At 44.7% G+C, this 23,699-nt stretch carries 19 protein-coding genes; 11 read left to right on the top strand and 8 right to left on the bottom strand.

Annotated elements, in window-relative coordinates; all coding sequences use genetic code 11:
- Position 1 precedes the first annotated feature (1 nt).
- Complete coding sequence (gene trkA, locus MmiEs2_RS04550; RefSeq protein ID WP_316558701.1) at positions 2–1,342, bottom strand: Trk system potassium transporter TrkA; 1,341 nt, start codon at positions 1,340–1,342, stop codon at positions 2–4.
- A 239-nt stretch (positions 1,343–1,581) separates the two neighbouring features.
- Here trkA and MmiEs2_RS04545 point away from each other — a divergent pair, with 239 nt between their 5' ends.
- The gene (locus MmiEs2_RS04545) at positions 1,582–2,157 is read left to right on the top strand and encodes a uracil-DNA glycosylase (protein WP_316558700.1); all 576 of its coding nucleotides are present in this window, start codon (positions 1,582–1,584) and stop codon (positions 2,155–2,157) included.
- Between the two features lie 151 nt (positions 2,158–2,308).
- Here MmiEs2_RS04545 and MmiEs2_RS04540 read toward each other — a convergent pair whose 3' ends face one another.
- A complete protein-coding gene (locus MmiEs2_RS04540; protein WP_316558699.1) occupies positions 2,309–3,010 on the bottom strand; it encodes a DUF169 domain-containing protein in 702 nt (233 codons plus the stop codon).
- Positions 3,011–3,496: 486 nt separating this feature from the next.
- Here MmiEs2_RS04540 and frhA point away from each other — a divergent pair, with 486 nt between their 5' ends.
- From frhA to MmiEs2_RS04495, 9 genes are all read left to right on the top strand, one after another.
- Positions 3,497–4,732, top strand: a complete 1,236-nt coding sequence (frhA, locus tag MmiEs2_RS04535) for a coenzyme F420 hydrogenase subunit alpha (RefSeq protein ID WP_316558698.1) — start codon at positions 3,497–3,499, stop codon at positions 4,730–4,732.
- 94 nt (positions 4,733–4,826) lie between these two features.
- Complete coding sequence (gene frhD / locus MmiEs2_RS04530) at positions 4,827–5,327, top strand: coenzyme F420-reducing hydrogenase, FrhD protein (protein ID WP_316558697.1); 501 nt, start codon at positions 4,827–4,829, stop codon at positions 5,325–5,327.
- Positions 5,328–5,397: 70 nt separating this feature from the next.
- Positions 5,398–6,126, top strand: a complete 729-nt coding sequence (gene frhG, locus MmiEs2_RS04525) for a coenzyme F420 hydrogenase subunit gamma (protein WP_316558696.1) — start codon at positions 5,398–5,400, stop codon at positions 6,124–6,126.
- 2 nt (positions 6,127–6,128) lie between these two features.
- Positions 6,129–6,977: a coenzyme F420 hydrogenase subunit beta gene (gene frhB, locus MmiEs2_RS04520; RefSeq protein ID WP_316558695.1), complete on the top strand. Its 849-nt coding sequence runs from the start codon at positions 6,129–6,131 to the stop codon at positions 6,975–6,977.
- 494 nt (positions 6,978–7,471) lie between these two features.
- Positions 7,472–8,842, top strand: coding sequence for a restriction endonuclease (locus MmiEs2_RS04515; RefSeq protein ID WP_316558694.1), 1,371 nt, complete (start codon positions 7,472–7,474; stop codon positions 8,840–8,842).
- Between the two features lie 235 nt (positions 8,843–9,077).
- The gene (locus MmiEs2_RS04510; protein ID WP_316558693.1) at positions 9,078–9,935 is read left to right on the top strand and encodes a hypothetical protein; all 858 of its coding nucleotides are present in this window, start codon (positions 9,078–9,080) and stop codon (positions 9,933–9,935) included.
- A 110-nt stretch (positions 9,936–10,045) separates the two neighbouring features.
- Positions 10,046–10,918, top strand: coding sequence for an exonuclease/endonuclease/phosphatase family protein (locus MmiEs2_RS04505; protein WP_316558692.1), 873 nt, complete (start codon positions 10,046–10,048; stop codon positions 10,916–10,918).
- A 282-nt stretch (positions 10,919–11,200) separates the two neighbouring features.
- A complete protein-coding gene (locus MmiEs2_RS04500; RefSeq protein ID WP_316558691.1) occupies positions 11,201–12,079 on the top strand; it encodes an exonuclease/endonuclease/phosphatase family protein in 879 nt (292 codons plus the stop codon).
- 208 nt (positions 12,080–12,287) lie between these two features.
- Positions 12,288–13,325, top strand: coding sequence for an endonuclease/exonuclease/phosphatase family protein (locus tag MmiEs2_RS04495; RefSeq protein ID WP_316558690.1), 1,038 nt, complete (start codon positions 12,288–12,290; stop codon positions 13,323–13,325).
- A gap of 127 nt (positions 13,326–13,452) precedes the next feature.
- On the opposite strand, the gene cofG is transcribed toward MmiEs2_RS04495, so the two are convergent.
- The 5 genes from cofG to MmiEs2_RS04470 all read right to left on the bottom strand — a co-directional run bounded on the left by cofG (position 13,453) and on the right by MmiEs2_RS04470 (position 18,514).
- Complete coding sequence (gene cofG / locus MmiEs2_RS04490) at positions 13,453–14,466, bottom strand: 7,8-didemethyl-8-hydroxy-5-deazariboflavin synthase subunit CofG (protein WP_316558689.1); 1,014 nt, start codon at positions 14,464–14,466, stop codon at positions 13,453–13,455.
- A gap of 23 nt (positions 14,467–14,489) precedes the next feature.
- A complete protein-coding gene (locus tag MmiEs2_RS04485) occupies positions 14,490–15,833 on the bottom strand; it encodes a phytoene desaturase family protein (RefSeq protein ID WP_316558688.1) in 1,344 nt (447 codons plus the stop codon).
- Positions 15,834–16,004, bottom strand: coding sequence for a 4Fe-4S binding protein (locus MmiEs2_RS04480; RefSeq protein ID WP_316558687.1), 171 nt, complete (start codon positions 16,002–16,004; stop codon positions 15,834–15,836).
- A 137-nt stretch (positions 16,005–16,141) separates the two neighbouring features.
- Positions 16,142–17,221 carry a lysylphosphatidylglycerol synthase transmembrane domain-containing protein gene (locus tag MmiEs2_RS04475; RefSeq protein WP_316558686.1) on the bottom strand — a complete coding sequence of 360 codons (1,080 nt, stop codon included), beginning with the start codon at positions 17,219–17,221 and terminating at the stop codon, positions 16,142–16,144.
- A 117-nt stretch (positions 17,222–17,338) separates the two neighbouring features.
- Positions 17,339–18,514 carry a nucleotidyltransferase family protein gene (locus MmiEs2_RS04470; RefSeq protein ID WP_316558685.1) on the bottom strand — a complete coding sequence of 392 codons (1,176 nt, stop codon included), beginning with the start codon at positions 18,512–18,514 and terminating at the stop codon, positions 17,339–17,341.
- 306 nt (positions 18,515–18,820) lie between these two features.
- Here MmiEs2_RS04470 and MmiEs2_RS04465 point away from each other — a divergent pair, with 306 nt between their 5' ends.
- Positions 18,821–20,803: a hydantoinase/oxoprolinase family protein gene (locus tag MmiEs2_RS04465; protein ID WP_316558684.1), complete on the top strand. Its 1,983-nt coding sequence runs from the start codon at positions 18,821–18,823 to the stop codon at positions 20,801–20,803.
- Positions 20,804–20,954: 151 nt separating this feature from the next.
- On the opposite strand, the gene ppdK is transcribed toward MmiEs2_RS04465, so the two are convergent.
- Positions 20,955–23,609: a pyruvate, phosphate dikinase gene (gene ppdK, locus MmiEs2_RS04460; protein WP_316558683.1), complete on the bottom strand. Its 2,655-nt coding sequence runs from the start codon at positions 23,607–23,609 to the stop codon at positions 20,955–20,957.
- Positions 23,610–23,699 lie beyond the last annotated feature (90 nt).

The raw sequence follows: 23,699 nt of genomic DNA, 5'->3' as shown, positions 1-23,699 counted from the left end.
TTTATTTAAACAATTTATTCAGCTTGGAATAAGCTTCAGGCTTTGAAAAAACAATCACGCGGTCATTCGGAAGAATTTCCAAATCGCCGGTCGGAATAATCGGATCGCCGTCTCTGACAATCATGCTTATTATCGCATCCGAGGGGAAATGAAGCTCTTTGACCGGCTTTCCGACAATTTTGGATTGTTCCGTCACCAAATACTCCAAAATTTCAGACTGCGCCTGCGGAAGCGCGCGCAGCGTCTCAATACTGGTTCCGAGCGTCAGGCGCAGCACTTCATTAATCGTTGCGTTTCGCGTGCTGAGCGCGATGTCGATTCCGACCATTTCAAAAACCGGAATGTAATCGGGATGCGTTGTTCGGCCGATAATCTTTTTCGCGCCGAAATGTTTGGCCATCAAACCGCACAAAAGATTTTTTTCATCGCTGTCGGTCACGGAAACAACAATGTCGGAGTTGCCGGCGCCTTCTTCTTTCAAAAGATCGATGTCGGTTGCATCGCCTTTTAAAATCAAGGAATGCGGGAGCAAATCAACGACCTCCAGGCAGCGGTCTTCGTTTTGCTCGATAATTTTTAAATCAATCCAAGGATCTTTGTCAATCATATTCGCCAAATAAAAACCGACATCGCCACAGCCGATCAGCAAAATGCGTTTCTTTCTCTTTTTTGAAGATTCGGCTTCGGGCGAAAACAACGCTTCCACCTTTTCAACGTCGTCGGTTTTAACGATGACGATTATGTGATCATCCGGCATCAGATAACTGTCGCCGTTTGGAATTATAACATCGCTTTCGCGCAAAATCGCGCCGACTGTACACACTTGGTTGAGGCGCAGTTCCTTAAATGATTTGCCGATGAGCTGATTGGATTCGGAAATGATAAATTCAATCATTTCGACTTTTCCTTCCGCGAAAACTTCGACGTCAACCGCGCCGCGAATGTAGAGCAACTCGGCGATTTCGGACGCCAACGAGAGTTCCGGACAAACCATCACATCGACGCCGACTTCTGGTTTTTGAGAAACCGGCTTTTTGATGTAATCCGGATTGCTGACACGCGCAATCGTTTTTGCTTTATTTTGAGAAATTGTTTTTGCCGCAAGGCAGGAAAGAATATTGATTTCGTCGTTGCTTGACACCGCGACAAAAAGATCAAAAGCCGGCAATTCTTTTAAAAGATCAACATTCGCGCCGTTTCCGACCATCACCTGGACGTCTAATTCGTTGGCGCGCGCCGCACGCTCAGAATCTTTGTCGATGACAATGACATCGTTTTTATCCGACATGACTTTGGCGATATTGTAACCCACTTCGCCTGCGCCGATAACAACCACTTTCATGGAAATCTTTCCCGTATTTGATTAATATAAAAAGAACTGAGTCCCGATTCAATATGCTGATTGTGTTATGTTCGATTTCAAATCGAAGAACGAAATCGGGATAAATGCTGACAAACCAATGTGAAATAAAGAATGTGTTAATATATATAATTTAAACCCTTTGTTCTGACATAAACCGAAACGAAGAAACAGATTGAAAAAAAGTTGAATTCAAAAATTGAAAAAAGAGAGGGAAAGATTTGAAAGAAAACGATTCGCTTATCGTCGCTGATTTGGTTCAAGGCGGTTTTCCGTATTTGGAGCAAAAAATACAGGAATGTCAAAAATGCGCGCTTCACGAAACCGTCACAAATAAAGTGATTTCAAAAGGATCACAACATCCGAAAGTTGTTTTCATCGGCGAAGCACCCGGCAAAAATGAAGACGAAACCGGCGTCCCGTTCTGCGGCCGCGCCGGAAAATTGCTGGACAAATTCATCGAATACATGGCATTAAAAGACGGTGAGTGGGCGGTCATCAACACGCTGAAATGCCGCCCGCCGGCAAACCGGACACCGACAAAAAAGGAAATTGAAATCTGCCGCCCGTTTATGGAAGCGCAGCTTGAACTGATGAAGCCGAAAATCATCATTCTTCTCGGAAACACCGCCGAAAAAGCGTACGGCGAAACGCTTGAATGGGGCGAATCAAAAATTGATGAAAACGGAACGTATATTGTCAAAATATTCCACCCGGCGGCACTGATTTATCAAAGATCGAGAGAAGCCGAACAATACGGATATTTGGATAAATATCGGTATTTGTGGGAAGAGTAAGAGTTTTTACGTTTGCTGCCGCGCCACCGCGCGTGAGCCGCTCCGATTTTAAAATATTTCTGAAAAACAAGATGCTGTTTTAAGATAATATGAATAATAAAAAAGTGAAATGAATATGTTCAATTTTGCATATTCATCTCCAAAACCTTCATCAATCGGAATCGCCAACAATCATATGAAGCCCGATAACTGTTTTTTCAACGTCTTGCGCCGGAATCGAATACAAAAGTTCGCTCGGCATAATTTTAGTGTAAGCGCGGCTGCCGCTGCAGCCGACGGTGACGTTGGGTTTTCCGGTTTTAATGACTTGAGCGACGGCATCGGAACAAACGCTTTGTTTTCCCGAAAACGCGGCTTCGATGCGACCGCCGTCTTTGTATTCCCACCCTTGCGTCAGGAGCATGGCTTGCTCGGGGTTGCAGATGAAAATGATAATATCGGGCTCAAACGCTGCTTTTTCAAGCGGCGCGTAAAGCACAACGGAATTGGAGTTCGGCGCTAAAAACGTAATCATGTCAACCGTTTTTTTAGCGGCTTCAACCGTTTCAAAATGATGGAGGCCGTCGCAGTAAAATTCGCCGCTTTTGACTTTGTCGGAAAGCTGCGTCAGGCCAAGTGCCGCCGCGCCGCCTTTGCATTGCTGCTCGCTCAGCGTCGTGTAAAACATTTCGCCGGTGCGGCGAACGTGATCCGTGATTTGGCAATGGCGCATTTGACGGTCAAGCTTTTCAAATCGTCCTGTCACTTCATCTTCGTTGCCGGCCGGAATTAACTTAACGGCGACCGGTGATCCTTCCAATTGAAGAAGCATTTTGAGGTCGGCACCGTAAGCATTCATTTGCTCCAAATTCATTAATAGTACCCTCTTGTTTTTGAATTGCTTAGAATTTTAAAATTGTTTTTGATAATTCTTGTGATCGCGCGGTAAAAATTTACGCAAACGCAATGTTAATTCATTATTCAGCTAAATATATAATGATTTGTAATGAATTGCCGGCGTATTGCATAAACAATCCGAAATTTTAAAAACCGATTCAATTGCCTTTGAATTGAACGCTTTTTTCAAAAAAACGTAAATAGAAGAATAACCGCTTGATTTCGGTTTTATTATAATTCGCGGACAACCTTCACCACAAGGCTTTTAAAGAGAGATGAAATTGTAAAAAATACTGAATCAGGTGATTTTTTTAAAATTTAGAATTACAGCGCAAAATTAACCATAACATTTATCACGATAAATCGTTTTGAAAAAGCTGAAAATCCGGATTCAGAGAGGATTACAATCAAAAACGAAAGAGAGGTTTATCCCGCGAATACCGGCGATAAAATAGGTGATTGAATGAGTAAAACAGTAGAAATTAAACCGACAACCCGACATGAAGGCCATACGAATTTGGTCCTGACGGTCGATGATGAAGGTATCGTCGAGTCAGGCGCCTATCACAGCGTGACGCCGGTCAGAGGTTTTGAAAAATTCTTATACGGAAAAGTTGCGGAGTTCGCGCCGATTGCAGTTTCACGTTTCTGTGGCATTTGCCCGACAGCGCACTCGACTTCTTCCGTTGAAGCGCTCGAACGCGCCTGCAACATGGAACCGTCCAAAGACGGATTGATTTTAAGAGAGTTAACGGCAATCGGAAACAAGATGCATTCCCATCCGCTCCACCAGTTCTTAATCGCGCCGGACTATGTTCCGAAAGACGATTACGCTGAAGTCGTTAAAAGAATTCAGGAAATGAGAAAAATCGGTCAGTATTTCGTCGACACAATCGGCGGCGAAGCGATTCACCCCCCGAACATCAAGATCGGCGGCATGGCCAAAAACATCACGCCTGAAGCAAAAGGAAAACTCATTGACCGCGCGAAAAACTACTTGGAACTCGCGGCTGTTCAATGCGATTACATGATGAATATTTTTAACGAAGGCAAGCTCAACGACGGAACGGAACTCCCCGATACATTCGGCTACCACGATTTCCCGCTGCTTGCAACCAGTTTAACCTACGGCGACATTTCTAAATTCGATTATTCTCAAGCGGTTGAATATTCACCCTTTGAAGAATATCCCAAAGAAGTCGCGCTCCAAGCCTGCACAAACATTCCGAAATACAAAGGAAGTTTAGTCGAAGTCGGCCCGCGCGCCCGTATGGTCACATTTAAAGATTTCAAAGAAACAAAAGGCGCGCTCGGCATTCACAAAGCAAGAGCTTTGGAAATGGCATGCTACGCCGAAAGAGCACTTGAACTTTTGGACGAATTAAACACCAGCGGCGCCCCGTATTGTACGGATCCGATCGTCGGCGACGGCGAAACAATCGGTGTCGGCGCAATCGAAGCGGCTCGCGGCCACAACGTCCACGCCGCAGTCGTCGGAAAAGACGGAAGAATCGTTGAGTACAGCGCAATTGTCGCAACCACCTGGAATATCCCGGTCATCGGACGCGCAACCGTCGGCAACCACTACAAGTTCGCCGAACACGTTGTCCGCGCATACGACCCGTGTGTCTCCTGCGCAACGCACATGATTGCAAAAGACTATGACGGAAACACCGTCGGTGAAAAGATCTTTAAATAAAAGTCCCGCAAAGTATTTTTCCAATGATTTCCATATTATACAATCCATATAAATAAAATTTCGATTTATACATAGATAAAAACCAGGTGACTTTATGCCGGAATACCTTGAAAAAGAAACATTAATTCTGGGTTGCGGAAATATCCTCTTAGCAGATGACGGATTTGGATTCGCAGTCGTTCAGCGTTTAAATGAGCTGAAAGAATCAAACCCGAAACTGAAGTCAGAAGATGTCGGAATCATTGATGCAGGAACAGGCGCTTCACACTTCATTCTTTCTTTGATTGATGAAGAATCGAGAGTCAAAAAAGTAATCATTGCTGATATTATTGATTATGGTTTATCGCCGGGCGAGCTGACAAGGCTTTATCCGGAAGATTTGCCGAATATCCCGAAATATCACATTGATGCGCACGATATGCCTCTTGCCGGAATGCTGAATGACATCCATGACAAATACGGAATCGAAGTTGTCGTCATCGGATGCCAGTACAAGTATTTGTCCGCGCCGGATGTCTGCGTTGAACTTTCCGACGAAGTGACCGCCGCTGTTGACAAAGCCGCCGAAATGGTTTTGGAAGAATTGGAGAAATAACGGGACAGAGTAAAAGCACATTCGCTGAAATTGCGCGAATGGATTTGAAATGTAAAATCGGGTGATTATATTGGTAAAAATCTCACATGTCCACATGAGCGGATGTACGGGCTGCTTAATTTCATTTGCCGACACGTACGAAAAGCTCCTTGACATTTTAGGTGCCGTCGATCTCGTTTACGCGATCACGCTGGCCGATGAAATGACAAAAGTAACGGAAACGGAAGACAAAATCGTCATTGAACGCGTTTATCCGGATGAAGTTGATATCGCATTGGTGGAAGGAAGTATTTGTTTGGACGACCACCATGCTGTTGAATTAATTAAAGAAGTGCGCGAGAAATCAAAAGTCGTCGTTTCGCTCGGCGCCTGCGCTGTCACCGGCGGTGTCACGCGTTTCGGACGCGGCGGTCAAAACCCGCAGCCGACGCACGTCTCTTTTGTTCCGGTCGCGGAAGTCGTTAAAGTCGATTTCGCGATTCCCGGATGCCCGCCCTCGACGGACTCCATCGTTAAATTCATAATGGCGGCGCTTGAAGGCGACACGGATTATTTGGAAATGTATGCCGAATTTGTCAAATATCAGGACGCCAGCGGCGAAAACTTGGTCAAACAGGTTATCAGCCAGGGTCTTTGCATGGGCTGCGGCACTTGCGCGGCAGCGTGCCAGATGCGCGCGGTTGCGATGTATGACGGCAAGCCTGACATTCGCATGGAAATGTGCATCAACTGCGGTTCCTGCGTTTTGCAGTGCCCGAGAATCAGAATGCCTAAGCTGAAAGGACTTTTGGAGGTGTGAAAATGATCGGAGAATATATTGAAATTATTTCCGCGCGCTCCACCGACCAGGAAATCTTAAAGAGATCTCAGGACGGCGGAATTGTAACGGCGGCCTACGTTTACGGTCTTGAAAACGGTCTTTTGGACGGCGTGATTGTCGCCGACACAACCGAAGGATTCAAGCCGATGCCGAAAATCGCAAGAACCAGAGATGAAATTTTGTCCGCGCGCGGCACAAAATATTCGCTCAGCCCGAATATGTCTCTTGTCAAAAGCGCCGTTAAGGAATACGCTCTTGAAAAGCTCGGATTTGTCGGAACGCCCTGTCAGGTCATTGCGATGAAGAAAATGATGCAGTATCCGGCGGCTTTCCGCGGCACGGTTGAAAACATCGGTCTTGTCATCGGCATTTTCTGCATGGAAAACTTCCCGTACAACGGCATGAAAACGTTAATCGAAGAATACGCCGGCGTTAAAATGGACGACGTTTTGAAGACGGATATCGGTAAAGGAAAGCTTTTCGTTTACCCGAAAGACGGCAGTGAAGCCATCGCAATCCCGATTAAAGAAACGCATCCGTTTGAGCAGAAATCCTGTCACGTTTGTATGGATTACACATCCGAATACGCAGACTTTGCAACCGGATCGGTCGGCTCGCCCGACGGCTGGAGCACGGTCATCATCAGAAACAAACGCGGAAAAGATTTCATCGACAAAATGATTGCGGCAGGAAAATTGGAAACAAAGCCGATCGACATGGAAGACAAAGTCGGATTCCCGATGCTTGAAAAATTGTCCGACGCTAAGAAAACCAAAAACGCCCAAGAAATCGAACACCGCATTGAAATGGGACTTCCGGTTCCGTATTAAGATAAATTACGAGTTGAACTCATTAATGAATCGAAGTATTAATCAATAATATTAATCGAAACATTATCGAAAGTATTAATCAATAATATTATCGAAACATTAATCGAAAGTATTAATCAATAATATTTATCGAAACATTAATCGAGTCAATTCAAAGGAAAGGCTTTGCCTTTCCTCGTTTTTATTATTTTTAAAATTCGATGAGATACTTTGATTTTTTTATTTTGAAATCATTCATATTGAGTTTAATTTCGATTTCATTTTTGATTTGTCTGTTTTTCATTTCGTTTTTGATTTCAATTCTTTCTTTCATTTTGATTTATTCGTTCTTCGTTTCGTTTTGATTTGATATTCGGTGCAACCAATTTTATAAAATAAATAATTTTAAAAAACAAAATATGAAATAAAGTATATAAACATCGAAACAATACACTACAAATATTATTTTACACGTTGAAATAACGCCTAAAAACAGATAATCGGTGATAAAAACTATGGCAAATTTCTCAAAATATTTAGGAAAAGAAGAGCGTGTCCTCAATTCAATTGACATGAAGGACGAAACGGTGTGGTCTCATAACAACATGGCCGCATCGGAATACAAAAGCTGGACAACGCTTGTGCTGACGAATAAACGTCTTTTCTCGTTGAATAAAAGAAAATTGAACATGAGAGAATTCCGTTTGGAAGATGTCGTTTCAACGGGCTGGTCTTATCGCCCGCAATGGGGAAAAATCCTTTGGGGATTTGTGCTTTTGGTTGCGGCGGCTTTAATTTACATTAACGCCGGAACAATCGGTTATTATTTGGCGCAATACGGCGCGATTTATTTCGGCACGCACACGGATGCTGAAGTTGTTGCCATGCTGACGCAATGGTCGGTGTATTTGGCAATTATCATCGGTATTTTGGCAATTATCAGTTTATTTTCTTATTTCCTGTTGAAAAGAACAACTTTTTCAATGACGACAAAAGACGGACGCGAATATAAGTTCCTTCTTCGCGGCAGACGCGGTCACATTGACGAATTCCGCATGGCGGTTCAGGACGCCAAAGACTTGTATCTCGAAGAAACCGAAAACCGTTATTTCGACAAGATGAGAACGGTTTTGTTCGATCAGTCCAATTACGAATACGCTTTAAACAACGCCCAAAACACGCAGCAATCAGGCATTCCGATGGATGAGGGCGACATGGCGGAAAGACTGAAAAGAGAAGAATATATGCTTTGGGAGCGCAAAAACGCAAAGCTTGGCGGCGCGCCCGAGAGAGACCAGATTGGCGGCGGCGGACAGAACATGCTGCCCGGCGCGACCATGCAATTGAACGCGGACGGATCTCTTCAGCTTGAAGCCGGCGGCGCGTATCAGCTCACCGCAGACGGTCATTACCTTTTAGATGACAGCGGCAATTATTTGCTTGACTCAAAGGAAAATTATTTGTTGAATCCGGACGGCTCTTATCAGCTCAATCCCGACGGCACGCGCCGTTTGAATCCGAGTTCCATCAAAGCGCTTTCAAGCGGAGGCGCGCACCAATTGAAATCTTCATCGAATTTGGTTGAAGCGCCGCTGGCTGTCAAAGCCGCCGATTTGTTTGAGCAGATGGGCTTTGAAGTGTCTAAATTATCAACGGACGACGCAGATTTGCTTTTGTACAAAGACAATCTCCGCTACATCGTCGTCGTTGACAATGACGAATTCGGCACAATTACAAACAGAAAAATCGAAAAAGCGATTGACGCGAAAAACCATTACAAAACGGATTTCGGTCTTTTCATTTCAGCCGGCGACATGACGGATGAAATCCAGGACTACGCGAATAACAACAACGTCAAAATCGTTTACATCAGAAAAGCGGAGTAATCCGTTTTTCCGTTTCTTTTTTTATTTTGATTTCATTTTTTGATCTGTTTTAATTTCGTTTTTTAATTCGGTTTAATTTTTTTTGATTCCGTTTTAATTTCGTTTTTAATTCTGTTTAAATTTTATTTTCATTTGATTCATTTAATTTCATTTTGACTTTCTCTGTCGATTGATTTTTATTCTGTTTCGGTTGTTTTGAAGAAATTTTATAAATCAGCCGAACCTTACTTTTATTATGTCAATTTACAATCAATTACAATCTCTTCAATATGAATTTGAAAAATACCGCGATGCCGACACGGACAAACCTTCTTTTTATTATTTTGTCGAGCATTGCGGAAAAGTCAAAGCGGTCATTGACAAGCTTTTTGAAGATATTTCCGAAATCGGTTCTGAGCCACCGACTATCGGAAATAATTCAAGAACCGTTCGTTTGATTCGAAAAGTTGCCGGAAAAGCGATGGCTGAGCAAAAGCTGGTCGCGAAAGCGACGGAATTGCCGATTACCAAAGCATGGACGGCAAACGGAATCACGGAAACGATTGCCCGAATTAAAAAGCTGGAACAAAAAGCTGCGCCCAAAATTGAAAATTTGACGAAAATCGAAACCATGGTGACAACGACGCTGACAGTCGGAAATTACAAATCCGTTCAAAAAATGGTTGTCGATGGTTTGAAAATGAAAAAAGAAAAACCGGGCGCATCTGTTGAAACAATGATTCCGATGAAATATCGGGTTTTCATCAGCAAAGAAGATATTCAAACCGTTGACTCGCTTTTGAATTTCGTCGCATCAGACATCACGGATGAAGACATCAATGAAATCGCGAACATGAATTACATCAGTTTCAAATATTCCGTTTTGATGATGATTACGGCGCTTCGATTGACTTATGAATTCCCGCCGAATTATGAAATTTACAGATTCTGTTCCATGCTTCCGAAAAATCCGAATGAAAATTCCGAATTGATTCAAAAGCTGGAAGACATGATTACGTTTACCGATTCCAAAATGTCAAACATTATGAAGCTGGCAAAAACGTATGACAAATACGAACAATATGAATCCAAAGTTCTCGGCGGAAAAGAATAAGCGCCGCCACTCGAAAATAAAATGAAAAATGTTCGATTCGGGTTGCGAAAAGATTAAAATAGAATGCTAATGAAGTGTGACTTATGAATAACAGGGTTTTAATTTTATTATTGACAATAATTTTGCTGTCTTGCGGTTTGTTCGCTTCCGGCTGTCTCAGCGGTGAAAAACAACAGGTGCCGGACAATCACATCATCAGCGGCGCAACTTTTTACATTGATGATTTTGACATGGAAAAAGCATCGGATGAAGAAGTTGTTGCAACGCTTGCAAAAATCATCCGCAATTTCGATGTCATCGGTCTTCAGGGAATTAAAGATGAAAACGGCGAGGCGATGCAAATTTTGATTGATGAAATCAACAATGGTTTTGATGAAAACGGGGACCCGTACAATTATCAGTTCAATTTAAGTGAAATTGTCGGGCGCACAACCTGCTGCGAGGAACAATACGCGTACATTTACAACAGAACCGTACTGTATCCGTCTTCCGTTCCGCGCACTTATGCCGATGACGATGACGTTTTTAACAGAGACCCGTATTTAGTCGCGTTTCGCGCCTACGAAGGCCAGGGACAGGTTTTGTTTGTCTTGCTGACAACCGACAAAAACAATGTCAAAGAAGAGATTGACGCGCTTCCGGCCCTCATCGAAAAAATCAAGACGGAATATGCCGGACACGATACAATTACCGTTGTCGGAAATTTGTATTCCGACGCGCCGTATTATGATGAAAAATCCGATTCGCCGCTCAGATCAAGCGAATATGTTTGGATTATAACAGACGACATGGTGACGTCAACAGAAGGCGATTATACATATGACAGAATCATCGCGACCGCGAATTTGAAAAATTATTACGGCGGAAACGCAGGCGTTTTCAATTTCAGCGAAGAATATGGTTTGAATAAAACGGAAACGGAAAAGATTTCAACACACTATCCGGTGTTTGTGCAATATTACATGTATCCGCCGGGACAATAATTACAAAATATCGTTAAAGAAGCGCACTTGCGCTTCTTTTCTTCTTAATTTTATTTTTGTTTTAATTTTATTTTTGTTTTAATTTTATTTTTGTTTTTAATTTTAATTTTATTTTTACTGAGTTCCGTTTTTGAATTTGCAAAATATTTTTAACAACAATTTTTATTAAATTGTATAATTGTTTTTTTGAAAATGATAATTACAAACAAAATAAATAAATTCCATAAAAACAATACATAAAGCATGGGATTTAAAAACAGAGCATATTTGGGTTTGTTTTTATTGATACTGTTGGTATCCGCATTTTCCGGCTGTTTGAATCAGTCCGGTAATGAATCGTCCGATTTGAAAGATGACACCGGCGAAGGTGTCGTTGTCGTTGCGACTTATTACATTGAGGATTTCAATGACGCAAAAGTATCCGATTCGGAAACTTTAAGCATTCTTGTCAAAACAATCCGCAATTTTGATATTATCGCGGTTCAGGGAATTGGCGACCCGAACGGAACGGCAATGGAAACGCTTGTCAAGGAGTTAAACAACGGAACCGATGAAAGCGGTAACGCTTACTTCTATCAGTACAATTTAAGCGGTCAAATCGGTCCGTCCGGTGACAAAGAACAGTACGCGTTCATCTACAACAGAAATCTTGTTTATCCGGCAAGCATTCCGCGCGTTTATTCGGAGCCGAACGGCGACGTTTTCAAATGGGAGCCGTACATGCTTGCGTTCCGCGCGCACAATGGGACAGGCGACATTTTGTTCATCAACACCCATGTTAATGAAAACAATGCAGCCGATGAGATTGATCAGCTTGCAGCTCTTGTCGATTATGTTAAAACGATTTACGCCGGGCAGATGAATATGACGGTTTTAGGAAACCTTTATGCCGACGAGCCTTACTACAATAATCAAAGCACGGACTCGCCGCTGAAATCCGACGAATATGTTTGGGCGACAACCGACAGATGCCGATCAACGCTTGACGGCAAAGCTTACGATAAAATTATCGTCACGGAAGAAATCAGCCATTTCCTGATCGGCTCAAAAGGCGTTTTTAACATCACAAAAGAATACAATTTGACGCAGGAACAGGCAGAAGCCGTTTCCTCTCACTATCCGGTTTACGCCGAATATTGGAGATACGCGCCGAGAACATAAAATCAAATTTTAAAAATTTGATTTTATCTTTTTTGTTTTTTTCGTTTCACTTTTTCGTTTTTTCGTTTCACTTTTTTCGTTATTTCATTTTTTGTTTCGTTTTTTATTTTTTCATTTCTTCTATTTCATTTTTTCAGTTCATTTTTATTTCATTTAAAAACCAAACACCGACGAAAATAAATAAATGCGGTAACGTGTTTTTAGAATTATGAAATCGAAATCTGCGATTTTAAGCGTTCTTTTGACTGTATTGCTTTTGACTTCTCTTTTTGCCGGCTGCATCGGCGCGGACACGGAAATTCCGATTCCTTCGACTTCGAATGAATGTCCGCCGGGCGATGTAATTCCGCCTGAGCTGAGTGAAATCAATGAAACGAATAAAACAAACGATTCTCAAACCCCGGCCGCCGCCAAAGATCAAATTTCGATTGCGGCGTTTAATATTCAAATCTTCGGGCAGTCCAAAGCCGCCAAAGACGACGTGATGGATGTTTTGGCAAAAACAATCCGCCGCTATGATGTTGTCGGCATTCAGGAAATTCGTGACGCGAGCGGCACGTCTTTGCCGAAATTGGTTGAATTGATTAACGAAGGAACAGATGAAAACGGCAATCCTTACAATTACGATTACGTTGTCAGTGACCGCCTCGGCCGATCATCCAGCAAGGAACAATACGCTTACATCTATAATGCGAGCAGCATGCTGGTTGCAAGCGAGCCGCTGGTTTACCCCGAACCTGACGGAACAGACCCGTTTGAGCGCGAGCCTTACATGGTGACTTTCAGAGCGCAGGCCGGCGATTTTGACGCGCTTTTCATTTTGATTCACACCAAACCCGATGACGCGAAAAACGAGGTCAACGAGCTTGACAGCGTCGTTCAATACGCCAAATCCATTTACAAAGGTCAGGAAAATTATGTCGTGATGGGCGACTTTAACGCCGACGGCAGCTATTTCAATGAAAGCGGCGCTTCCGCCTTTAAATCCGACGAATACATTTGGCTCATCGGAAACGAAGAAGTGACGACAACAAAAACCAAGAACACATATGACAGAATCGTCATTACGGCAGCGCTTGCGCCTTACTTTACAAACACATCCGGCGTTTTCAATTACAGCGCGGAATACGGTTTAACGGAAGACGAAACGTATGCGGTTTCCGATCATTATCCGGTTTACGCAGAGTTTTGGACGGTTGTCGGCAATTGGTTCAGAGTGATGTTCGCGCATATGAATTATGAATAAACTAAATCAGACAAATCCGAATCAAATTCGGATTTGATTTTCTTTTTTTTGAAAAACAATTCTCGATTTTCAACGATTTTGAAAAAACGGTGCGGCTCGCGCGCGTCGGCGCAGCAGCAAAATAGCCTTAATATTTCCGATACCCGTCAGCATCGCTCAATTTCTCAATCAAAAATTCAGTTTCCTTTCCGAACCAACCGCTTTTCACAAATTTTGGATGAACCGGAAGCCGTTCTTTAAATTCATATCCTTTTGAACTCAAAAGTGTTTTCAATTCTTCGATTTTCGGCCATGCGGCTTCCGGATTTATATAATCAATCGTCACCGGCGAAATGCCGCCCAAATCCGTTACGCCGTATTGAATCAATTCAAGCGGCGACATCAAATTCGGCGCGACCTGTATTGAAATGTCAGGCGTCAGCGTATTTTTTGTTAAAAGAATCAAATCAATCATGTCTTCTTTCGTCGGCGGTTTCAAGTCTTTGATCGGATTTTCCTGACCGCTGTTGGGTGTGTAATTCTGCAAAATAATTTCTTGAATGTGACCGTACTTTTGATGCAATTTTTGAATTTCGGCAAGCGATTCCGCCCAATCTTGACGCGTTTCGCCGATGCCGATTAAAAGTCCCGTCGTAAATGGCATTTTCAATTTGCCGGCATTTTCAATCATTTCAAGACGCGCGGCCGGAATTTTTCCGGGACAATCCGCGTGCGCCGAAACAATTGCCGTCGTCTCAAGCATGAGTCCCATGCTCGCGTTCAGCGGCGCAAGCAATTGAAGTTCGTCAAAAGAAAGAACGCCGCCGTTCACATGCGGCAGCAATCCGTAATCCAAAGCTAAGCGGCAAAGATGCGCCGTGTATTCGATGACGGTTTTAAAACCCATCTCATTCAATTGCTTTCCGAAACGCGCGTTAAACGCCGCGTTTTCTTCGGGGGATTCGCCGAACGCGAACATCGCTTCCGTGCAGCCGGTTTCAGCTCCTTGTTTTAAAATCGCGGCGACTTCGGCTTCCGTCATTAAAAAAGCGTCCTTATGTTCTGCCGGGCGCCGAAAACCGCAATAGACGCATTTGTTTCGGCAGACATTCGTGACGGGAATAAAAACGTTTTTGGAATAAGTAATCGGGCGGTTTTTCATGTTTCTTCTCCGATTCTTACCTCTTATTGATTTTTAATAATTTTCAAAGCGTCGCGGACACCAAATGTAATTCCTTCGATTTCAATGCCGCCTTCGCCTTTCGCGCCGTCGCCGACAACAATCAAATTCGGAATCGGTGTTTTGTTTCCGAAATCCGTTCCCGAAAACGCGCGGTTGACCGGCCATCTGCCGTGATGAACCTGAACCATTAAAATTTCAACATTTTTGTCGGGGAACAAATCCTTGACATCTTCAAGACCGAGCTCGATTTCTTCATCAATTTCATCCAGTTTGTCAAGCGCCGTTCTCTGGTGGCACATAATCAAATGCTTTCCGGGCGGCGCAAGATTGGGATCCGCAATCGTCACTTCATTTAAACCGTTAATCCGGCGCGTGTAAGGCGTCAGCATTAAGCTGCAGCCGTCGGGCAGAATCTGCTCATCCGACGCAAAACAAATCTTCAAGCCGGCAGACGGTTTCATTTCGGCAAGCTTGTCTTCGTATTCTTTAAACACGGGAGACGAAAGCGCGAGAACGTGAGATGCCGATTCACCTTCGACACCGTCAATTTCGCAAATTTCCCAAGCTTCTTTGTGACCGATGTCGCTAATCACCAAATCCGCCGAAATTTCTTTTCCGCCGACGACAACGCCGGTTGCTTTTCCGTCTTTGACAACAATCTTCGTCACTTCGGATTTTGTGTGAATCGTTCCGCCGTATGAGGAAAGGATTCGAACAAGTTCGTCAATTACGGTTTGACAGCCGCCTTTCAAAATTCCGGGACCACCATATGTATAAACGTTGTTAAAGATTTTAAAAACTTCACGCGTCGTGACCTCATCGGCGGTCGTGCTGAGCGCCCAGCCGGTAAAAGAGTCGGCGCAGCGATCGATTCTGTCATCGTGAATGTATTTGGAGTACCACGTTTTGAAACCGACTTTGGTCGGGCGAATGATACCGGCTTTAAAGCCGAGCGTTAAAAGAACCATCATCAGTTTGTTTTTAGACGTCAGATGCTTCTTAAAATCCAAGTAAGAAATGTCTTCGTAACCGTTCTTATAATCCGTCTCTTCCGCATTTTTCGGCATTCGGACGGTTGCCATCGGTGTCGATTGAACGATTTCAAAATCCGCGCCGAGAGCTCTGAGCATTCTTGCAAGCGGGCCGTCGGTGCCGTGCGGAACCATGTGAAGTGCGCCGGTTGAAAGCTGGTAGCCGTTGTATTCGATATTCGCGAAACGGCCGCCGATTAAAGCGAGCCTTTCATAAACGTCGACATTCCAGCCGTCTTTGGCAAGCTGTGCCGCCGTCAATAAACCGCCGAGGCCTGAGCCGATCACAATCGCTTTTTTGTTTTCCGTTGTCATTTACAGGCCTCCCGTTCCCGGCTGAATCGCTTTCATCGGACAATACGACGTACAGAAGTTGCATTCTTTACAGTTTTCCGTAATCGTTGCCCGTCCTTTGGCAACAATCGCGTCATGTTTACAAAACGCGACGCACTGACTGCAGCCGACACAATTGCTATTGACATACATTTTATAATACACCGATTAATTTTTCCGCCTGCAAACGCAGGAATTATTTTCAAAAATGTGAGATGAAGCCTTATTTATTTTGACTTCATATAAAAACTTATCATTTTTTAAATCCGTTTTGAGCGGTTTGACTCAAATTAATTGTTCGGATCCAAAGCTTCCATTTCCGTTTTCGGGCCGAACGCGTTAATGCCGTATTTTCGAATCACTTTAATGCAAGCCAAAGCGCCCGCGGCAATATTGACGTAATACGTAATCGCGCGCCAGGCAATCACCGTCACGCCGACAAGCGAGGCCGGAATAAACAAAGAATACAGCGTGTAAGCCGCAAGTTCCGTGATACCGCTTGCGCCGGGCGTTGCCGGAATCACCATGATGATGGAGAGCACGATTTGCGTTGCGAACATCAGCGGCAGATTTGGATGAACGTTTAAGCCGAGCAGGACCAGCCACAAAACGGAGAAGTGAACCGCCCAGTAAATAATTGTATAGAAAACGGCGACAATCAGATTCACTTTTCCGACTGAAAGGAACCGTCTGAAACTGGATTGGAAAAGATCAATTTCATTTTCCGACGTGATCATCATCTTATTGATTCGCGCTTTGTATTTCTCAGGCGCTTTCTTTTCCGCAAATATCAGAATTTTGCGGCTCAATTTCTTCGCGAATTTCGGGCGAATGATCGCGTAAATCAAAACCGCCAGGAGCGCGAACAAAATCACGATTCCGATGATGAGAAGCGTGTCAATGCCCCAAATGCCTCGCCCCTCTTCACTTCCCAAGAAGGAACGAAGAACAAACAAAGACGGAATCAGGCAAATGAATATGATAAACGCATCTAAAAAGCGTTCCATAAAGATGACGGCGGTCGCTTTTCCGACCGGCACTTTCGCGTTTTTGCGGAGCAGAAGAATCCGAACCGGCTCGCCGCCGACAGAAGACGGTGTCAGCGAGGCCAGCAAAATACCCGTTAAAACGTTTTCAAGCGCCTGGGATGTTTTAATTTGGTAGCCGAGAGAGCGCAGCAAAAACTTCGTCTTCCGCGCCGTCAAAACATAAGAAAAAAGCTGCAGCAAAAGTGCGGCGACAATAAATTCTAAGCGAATCTGTTTCAACGATTCAAGCGTTTCGGCATCTGTCGTCAGGAAAATGATGGCAATCGCTGAAATTAAACTGATTGCCAAACTGATTATGAAAAATTTCTTGTAATCAACCATTTTTTAAAACCCCTGTACAGAACCCGCTTTTTTCCGATTTTGTTTTTATTGTTTGTTTTTTGTTTTGCTTTTCTGTTTTTTGTTTTACAGTTTCCGATTTTGTTTTCGCTGTCTTGTTCAGGAGCCGCTGACATCCGTTCCGTATTTTTCATTCAGCCGGTCGTCTTTAACGTTTTCGCCTTTTGAAATCACGGTTTCCGGCCAAAGTTTCACGCCGGAGTGAATTGTTACATTTTCTTCGAGCTTGGCGTTCGGGCCGACAATCGTTCCGTTTTCAAGGCTGCTGTTTGCGCCGACAGAGGAGTCGCCGTCAACAATCGCGCCTGAAAGCGTTGTTCCTTTACCGATTTTTGTGCCGTCGAAAACGTAAGAAGAAAGAATTTTGACATCGTCTTCAATGACGCAGTTTGAGCCGATGACCGAATACGGGCCGATAAGAACGCGCTCGCCGATCACGGTGTTTTCGCCGATGACAAGCGGTCCGACCAGCGACGAATTCCCGCCGATTGCAACGCCGGAGCCGACATGAAGCGGTCCCTGGATTTTGCCGTTTGAAATGAAATTGCCTTCTAAAACCGTTTCGGTCATGTCGTCCAGCATCCATTTTTGAGCGTCGCGGTACGCGCCTGCGCTTCCGACATCCGTCCATTTGCCGCGGACTAAAACGCCGTTGATGCGCTCGTTGTTATTAAGCATCGTCGGAAACAGGTCTTTCGCGAAATCGAATTTCTCGCCTGTCGGAATTTTATCAAAAATCGACGGATTGCAAACGTAAATGCCGGTGCTGGCAAGATTACTGAAAATTTCGCCGGCTTTGGGTTTTTCAAAGAATCGTAAAATGCGGTTGTTGATATCCATGTCGGCGATACCGAATTCTCTCGGATCGTCAATCGAAAGCAATCCGATTGTGACATCCGCCTCATTATTTTGATGGAAGCGGAACATTTCCCGAAGGTTCAGCGTCATCACATGGTCGCCGCCGACAACGATAAACGGTTCGTTGCCGAGAAACTCCTGCGCGTTCTTAACGCTGCCGGCCGTTCCGAGCTTTTCCTTTTCATAAACGTAATCAATGTGCACACCGTAAACGCTGCCGTCACCGAGTTCTTCTTCGACATCTTCGCCTTTATAACCGAGCGTGATGACGATGTCGTTGAATCCTTCTTTTGACAAATGTTCAATCAAATGAAGCACCGACGGTTTGTTGGAAATCGGAATCATCGGTTTGGGCCGTTTAAATGTCAACGGGCGAAGCCGTGTTCCGGTTCCGCCGCACATGATGCACGCTTTCATGATTTTTAATACCCCTTTTCGTTTATATAAATTCGCCCATGAACATTTCCATTTTTAAATCCGTTTCATCAAAGCCATTTTTAAAATTATATAATACTTTACGTTTCCTTTCATTTTTAATTTCTTTTATTTATTTTCTTCAACTTTGTTTTCTTTTTTCTAAAAAGGTTTAATTGGTTTATCTCCCTATTTATTCTGTTTTTAATTTTAATTCAAAAAACGGCAAACGCTCTTTTCGGGGGAATTGAGCGATTCACTTTTGCCGATATTGAATCATAACACATCACACATCAGGAGGTTGATGGTTTGTCAGACAATATCTCACTCGGAATCGATGCGGGCGGCACATATACGGATGCTGCGCTCGTCGATATGGATGGCCGCGTCATTTTGGAATCCAAAAAAGCGCTCACGACTTACCCGAATCCGCTCGGCGGCATTCAAAATGTTTTGGATCTGCTGGATTCCGAAACTTTAAAACGGGTCAAACTGCTCTCGGTTTCAACGACGTTTGCAACCAACACAATTTTGGAGAAAAACGGCGCGCCGGTCGCTTTAATTTTAATCGGCTCTCAAAAAATTCCCGAACATCTCAAAGACAATTGCGCGGTCGTCAAAGGCGGTCACAATTACCGCGGCGCAGAAAACGAAGAATTGGATTTAGACGCCATTCGGGAATACGTTTTATCGGTCAAAGATAAAGTGTCGGCTTTTGCCGTTTCATCTTTTTACAGCATTTTAAATCCCGATCACGAAAAAGCAGCTCGTAATTTGATTCATGAACTGACGGGTTATCCCGTTGTCTGCGGCTACGAACTTGCGCACGCGCTCGGCGCTTACGAGCGCGGTGTCACGGCTTACTTAAACGCCTCACTCCTTCCGGTTGCGCGCACATTCCTTGAAGCCGTCGCCGAAGAGACAGAGCGCCGCGGCATGAGCGTCAAAACCACTATGCTCAAATGCAACGGCGCAGTCGCGATGTTTTCCGAAGTCATGGAACGCCCGGTTGAAACGATTTTCTCGGGGCCTGCGGCCAGTGTTCTCGGCGCGTCTTTTTTGTCGGGCAAAGAAACTTGTCTCGCGATTGATGTCGGCGGCACCAGCACGGATGTTTCGATGATTGAAGACGGCATTCCGCAGATTTCCGACCTCGGCGCGACCGTCGGCGGCTGGAAAACCAAAGTCCGCGCAATCAAAATGGAAACGATTGCCGCCGGCGGCGACAGTCACATTTGGGTGAACGCCGCAAACGTTTTGGAAGCGCGCCTGCCGTCCGTTACGATCGGCCCGCGCCGCGTCATTCCGCTTTGCCGCGCCGCCGTCATGTATCCGAAAATTGCCGAAACAATTACAAATCATTGGGCGGCGCACAATATGTCTTTGAACGAATTCATGCAAAAGACAACGCTTGTTTTAAAAAGCGGCTACGAAGCGACGAATTTGTCTCCCGATGAGATGAAAGTTTATCAAAAAATGAGCGAAGAGCCGGCTTTTATTGATGATTTGAACTGGAAAGATTTTCCCGAAGGCGAAATTCCGTTTGACATCGTTGAAACGTTGGTCAACAAGCGGTTGATTCAGCTCATCGGATTTACGCCGACCGACGTTCTTCACGTGACAGGTGAATTTTCCGAATGGGACGTTGAAATCGCGCAGCTTGGCGCAAGAAAGCTTGCCGAAATTTTCAATATGGCCAAAGAAGATTTCTGCCGGTTCGTTAAGCGCAAATTTGCGAAAATCATGGCGATTGAAACCGTTCTGTTCTTAAACGATACGTTTTCGCGCGATGAATTGAATTTATTCGCCGACAAATTCGGCGGCATCGGCGACAGCTCTTATTTGCGGTTTAAAGTAGATATTCCGATTATTTTAATCGGTGCGCCTGTTCGCTGTTTCATTCCCGAACTCGGCGAGTTTTTGGACGCTGAAATCATTGCGCCCGATCATTACGCCGTCGGAAACGCTGTCGGCTGTCTTGCCGGAAAACTTGCGAAACGCGTTGAAATCCGCATTGAAGTGGAATCCAAAGAAGAAGAAAACGGTGACTGGACGCTTCGCTACAACACGTTTACTTCCGAAGGCCAGCGCGCATTTTCAAACAAAGATGCCGCCGTTCATTACGCCGAATCATTTGCGCGAAAAGACATTTTCAAATACATGAATGAAAACGGCATCGCCGATGCGGATGTTGAAATTCGCGTCAAAGCCAAAGAAATGATTTATAACCCGCAAAAACCGCCGGTTCAAATTGATCTTTCCGTTGAGGGATTCGCCGAAAATAAAGTTTGATTTCGGCTTTCCTTTCCTTTTTTTTGTTTATTTTTTGATTTCACGGCTGCCGCCGCGCGCGAGCCGCTGCGCTTTTGAAGAAAATTTAATTCAAAATCAAATCGTACGTTTTTAAAAATAGAGTTTGAAAATCGGTTGATTCCGATTTTCATTATTTGTTTTCGTTTTCAATGCTCGCCTGCGCCGCCACCAAGCGCGCAATCGGCACGCGGTAGGGGGAACAGCTGACATAGTTTAAGCCGAGTGAATAAGCGAAGCGGATGGAACTCGGCTCGCCGCCGTGTTCGCCACAAATGCCCATTTTCAAATCGGGTTTCGTGGATTTTCCTTTCTCAACACCGATTTTCATCAACGCGCCGACGCCTTCCTGATCGATTGCAACGAACGGATCTTCCGGCAAAATGCCTTTTTCAATGTAGAGCGGAATGAATTTTGCGACATCGTCTCTGGAAAAGCCGAATGTCGTTTGCGTCAAATCGTTTGTTCCGAAGGAAAAGAACTCAGCTTCCTTTGCGATTTGGTCGGCGGTCATTGTCGCGCGCGGCAATTCAATCATTGTTCCGACAGTGTATTCAATCGTAACACCGCATTCTTCCATCACTTTTTGGGCGGTTTCGTTGACGTCCTTCTTGGTGATTTCCAATTCGCGGACGTGGCCGACGAGCGGAATCATGATTTCAGGCTTCACGATGATGCCTTCTTTGTGAAGGTTGCAGGCCGCTTCAAAAATGGCGCGCGTCTGCATGTTGTAAATCTCAGGATAAGTAATGCCGAGGCGGCATCCTCTGTGGCCGAGCATCGGATTGAGTTCGTGAAGATTGATGACACGATCAATCATCTTTTCAATCGCGTCGATTTCGTCTTTGGACGCGCCTTCTTTTTTAAGATGTTCCAAGTCTTCTTTTAATTCGAATACTTTGGGGAGGAATTCGTGAAGCGGCGGGTCTAAGTAGCGAATCGTCACAGGTTTTCCCTGCATGACGCGGAGAATTTCCGTAAAGTCTTTTCTTTGCATCGGCAAGAGTTTCGCCAACTGAATCTCGCGCTCTTCTTTGGATTCTGCAAGAATCATGTTGCGAACGACCGGAATTCTTTCTTCTTCAAAGAACATGTGTTCCGTTCTGCAAAGACCGATGCCTTCTGCGCCGAGTTCCAGTGCTTTTTGCGCGTCTTCAGGCGTGTCAGCGTTTGTGCGGACGCCGAGCGTGCGGATTCCGTCCGCCCAGCCGAGCAAAACTTCGATATCTTCGCTGATTTCCGGCGGAATCAAAGGCATTTCGCCTAAAATGACGCTTCCGGTGCTGCCGTCAATCGTAATGTAATCCAATTCGTTAATGGTTAAATCGCCGACATAGAATTTTTTGTCTTCTGATTCCGTAATTGTGATGTCGCCGCAGCCGACAACACAGGGCTTGCCCATGCCTCTGCCGACAACAGCCGCGTGAGATGTCATACCGCCTCTGACCGTCAAAACACCTTCCGCGACATACATGCCGCCGATGTCTTCGGGTGAGGTTTCGGTTCTGACCAAAATGACTTTTTCGCCTTTTTCAACCATGTATTCAGCATCTTCGGGTGTGAATACGACTTTTCCGACGGCGGCTCCCGGGGATGCCGGAAGACCTTTGGCAATCACGTTCTGTTTGCAGGACGGATCAATCATCGGGTGGAGGAGCTGGTCAATCTGCGCCGGCGTGACGCGTGTCACAGCCGTCTTTTTGTCGATTAAGCCTTCTTCGACCATGTCAACGGCAATCTTTGTCGCGGATTTCGCGGTTCTCTTGCCGCTTCTGGTCTGAAGCATGTAAAGCTTTCCTTCTTCAATCGTGAATTCGATGTCCTGCATGTCCTTGAAATGCTTTTCAAGGGTTTGGCAGATGTCGATTAATTGTTTGTACGCGTCGGGAATTTTCTTCTCAAGCGTTGAAATTTCGGACGGCGTTCGAATGCCGGCGACGACGTCTTCGCCCTGGGCGTTAATCAAATATTCACCGAAGAATTTGTTTTCGCCGGTGGACGGGTTTCTCGTAAAAGCGACACCGGTTCCGGACATGTCGCCCATGTTGCCGTAAACCATCGACTGCACGTTTACCGCTGTTCCCCAGTCTCCCGGGATGCCGTTAATTTTGCGGTAGGTAATCGCGCGCTGAGAATTCCATGAATCAAAAACAGCGTTAATCGCCATGAATAATTGCTTTTCGGGTTCCTGCGGGAAGTCAAAGCCTTTTTCGTCTTTGACGATTTGTTTGGATGCCGCGATAATTTCTTTTAAATCATCAACGGACAAATCGGTGTCTGATTCGACGCCGGATTTTTTCTTTTGTGCTTCGAGCGCTTTTTCAAATTTATTGAATTCAATGCCGAGAACGACATCGGAAAACATTGAAATAAAGCGGCGGTAGCAGTCATAAGCAAAACGAGGATTTTCGGTCTTGGAGGAAAGACCTTCGACAGAAATATCATTTAATCCGAGATTTAAAACAGTGTCCATCATGCCGGGCATTGAAATCCTAGCGCCGGAACGAACGGAAACTAAAAGCGGATCGGCATTGTCGCCGAGTTTTTTCCCGGTGACGTTTTCAAGTTTGTCAACGGCCGCTAAAATCTGTTTATGCATTTCGTCCGTTAACCCTTTGTTTGCCAAATAATGGATACATGCTTCCGTTGTAATCGTAAAGCCCGGCGGGACAGGGATGTTTAAATTCGCCATTTCAGCCAAATTCGCGCCTTTTCCGCCAAGAAGGTTTCTCATATCGCTTTTTCCTTCTGTCAGGCCTGCGCCAAAAATGTAGGTATATTTCTCCAAAAGTTTTCCTCCGATTACTCTTTTCACCCTTGCGTAAAAGTGTTTGACGGTTTTTTCAAACGAAGTCTTTCACTCGCAACACGGATAATA

The sequence above is a fragment of the Methanimicrococcus stummii genome, assembly GCF_032594435.1.
GTDB lineage: Archaea > Halobacteriota > Methanosarcinia > Methanosarcinales > Methanosarcinaceae > Methanimicrococcus > Methanimicrococcus stummii.
Note: the sequence above shows the minus strand (reverse complement) of the source record. Positions and strands in the feature narration are given on the sequence as shown.

Coding starts and splice junctions, on each gene's coding strand:
- trkA (WP_316558701.1), bottom strand. CDS start 1,342: ATGAAAGTGGTTGTTATCGGCGCAGGCGAAGTGGGTTACAATATCGCC.
- MmiEs2_RS04540 (WP_316558699.1), bottom strand. CDS start 3,010: ATGAATTTGGAGCAAATGAATGCTTACGGTGCCGACCTCAAAATGCTT.
- frhA (WP_316558698.1), top strand. CDS start 3,497: ATGAGTAAAACAGTAGAAATTAAACCGACAACCCGACATGAAGGCCAT.
- frhD (WP_316558697.1), top strand. CDS start 4,827: ATGCCGGAATACCTTGAAAAAGAAACATTAATTCTGGGTTGCGGAAAT.
- frhB (WP_316558695.1), top strand. CDS start 6,129: ATGATCGGAGAATATATTGAAATTATTTCCGCGCGCTCCACCGACCAG.
- MmiEs2_RS04515 (WP_316558694.1), top strand. CDS start 7,472: ATGGCAAATTTCTCAAAATATTTAGGAAAAGAAGAGCGTGTCCTCAAT.
- MmiEs2_RS04510 (WP_316558693.1), top strand. CDS start 9,078: ATGTCAATTTACAATCAATTACAATCTCTTCAATATGAATTTGAAAAA.
- MmiEs2_RS04495 (WP_316558690.1), top strand. CDS start 12,288: ATGAAATCGAAATCTGCGATTTTAAGCGTTCTTTTGACTGTATTGCTT.
- cofG (WP_316558689.1), bottom strand. CDS start 14,466: ATGAAAAACCGCCCGATTACTTATTCCAAAAACGTTTTTATTCCCGTC.
- MmiEs2_RS04485 (WP_316558688.1), bottom strand. CDS start 15,833: ATGACAACGGAAAACAAAAAAGCGATTGTGATCGGCTCAGGCCTCGGC.
- MmiEs2_RS04480 (WP_316558687.1), bottom strand. CDS start 16,004: ATGTATGTCAATAGCAATTGTGTCGGCTGCAGTCAGTGCGTCGCGTTT.
- MmiEs2_RS04475 (WP_316558686.1), bottom strand. CDS start 17,221: ATGGTTGATTACAAGAAATTTTTCATAATCAGTTTGGCAATCAGTTTA.
- MmiEs2_RS04470 (WP_316558685.1), bottom strand. CDS start 18,514: ATGAAAGCGTGCATCATGTGCGGCGGAACCGGAACACGGCTTCGCCCG.